Below are 1,602 nucleotides of genomic sequence, written 5' to 3'. Positions count from 1 at the left end.
CTGTGAGCCAAGGAGTTGGGACTAGTGGTTGTCTTCCTAAGACCGCTTGGCCTCCGACTTCCACTGGCCGGGCGGATCACCGACCGCCGCGGGGCGCACGCAGTGATCGCGGGCAGCCTGGCTGCAGGGACGCTGCTCCTGGCCGCGCAGGCCGCGGCGCCGAACCCCATCGTGCTGTGCCTGCTGCGACTCGCGCAGGGCGTCGCGCTCGCCGGCCTCACCCCGGCCGTCGCCGCAGCGATCCGCCAGCGGACGCCATCGGATCGCGTGGGCCGCGTCCTGGGCCTCAACGTGTCGGCGGCATACGTCGGGCAGATCGTGGGTCCCGTGTTGGGCGCGCAGGTGGGCGGTTCGTGGGGGGTACGGTCGGTGTTCGTCGCGACCGCGGTGGTGATGGCTGTAGCACTCGCAGCGACGGTGACCTCCGGACTGCGGAACAGGGCGCGATCACACTCGGCGGCGAGCGCGGGCGCAGCCGTCAGTCCTCGATGTTCTGCAGCCGGACCTGACCGCGGGCGATCGTCTTACCGGACTCGGCAGTGATCTCGACGAGCCACAGCTGCTGACTGCGACCGCGGTGGACCGGGGTCGATCGGGCGGTCATCCGGCCGTCACCGACCGCGCGCAGGAAATCGGTGTTGTTGTTGACCCCGACCACGTGCCCGGTGCGGCCGGATTCGATCAGCCAGAGCTGGCCCGACAAGCTGGCGACCGACTCGATCACCGAGCAGTAGACGCCGCCGTGGGTGATGCCCCACGGCTGCAGCAGGGCCGGGGTGACGACGAACTCGGCGGTGATCGCGTCGGCGGACGCCTCCAGATAGTGCAGCCCCAGGGTCCGGTCGAAGCCCTGCGGGCTGCTGGAGAGGATCTGCTCGCGCAGCGGCGCCAGGCCGCGGGTCGTGTCGTCTGTCATGCGGAAAACCCTAGCCCCGGCCTACGACCCTCACACATCTCACGCCACTTCCGTGCCCACACTGCGACAGACGACATCACCGGCAGGCCGCACTCCCGGCGTCCGGTTCGCGTCGAGCTCCCGGGCGCACAGCCACACCCGTAGCCGAGATCGGCTCGCTGAACCGACAAGACGCCACGTTCGAATCATCGAATCGCTGCTGACCTGGACGAACTCTTCGCAATCCACTCGGGGTGTGAGCCGGCACATTTCCATTAGTCAGGTTATCGGTGCCGAATTCTTTGAGGACCGGGCAGGCCGCATTCAGAGCCCCTTTCGTGCGATTCCGATCGGGCGGCTGATCGGCCGGCCGATTCGAGATCGGGCAGCATCGGCGGCACGCAGTATTCACGGGTGATAAGACACGCGAGGGGTCGCCGCGGGTCCGTGTCCAGGTCGGTCGGTGAGGTGGGCCGACAGGGGCCCGAGCGACGGATCGCTCGGGCCCCTGCGGAACTCGTCCGCTTAGTCGACCGACGCCGGTTGCTCGCTCGCCGGCGCGACCGCCTGGCCTCCCCATCCGGAGACCCCGACCACCTTGGCGATGGCGAGATACACCAGGTAACCCGCAGCACACCCGATGAACCAACTGTACTTCGGCATCCAATCCATCGTGTCCGTCAGCTTCGGCACCACCACCGACGCCA

At 68.4% G+C, this 1,602-nt stretch carries 2 protein-coding genes; both read right to left on the bottom strand.

Annotated features, from left to right (window positions below):
* Nucleotides 1–478: 478 nt before the first annotated feature.
* The gene (locus tag ABD908_RS27245; protein ID WP_345002022.1) at nt 479–916 is read right to left on the bottom strand and encodes a PaaI family thioesterase; all 438 of its coding nucleotides are present in this window, start codon (nt 914–916) and stop codon (nt 479–481) included.
* 504 nt (nt 917–1,420) lie between these two features.
* Nucleotides 1,421–1,602 (bottom strand): hypothetical protein (locus ABD908_RS27240; RefSeq protein ID WP_345002020.1); only part of this gene is annotated, 182 nt, incomplete at its 5' end.

Source organism: Tsukamurella soli (assembly GCF_039541155.1).
GTDB lineage: Bacteria > Actinomycetota > Actinomycetes > Mycobacteriales > Mycobacteriaceae > Tsukamurella > Tsukamurella soli.
The sequence above is the reverse complement of the archived record's forward strand: the minus strand, read 5'-3'. Positions and strand labels throughout refer to the sequence as shown.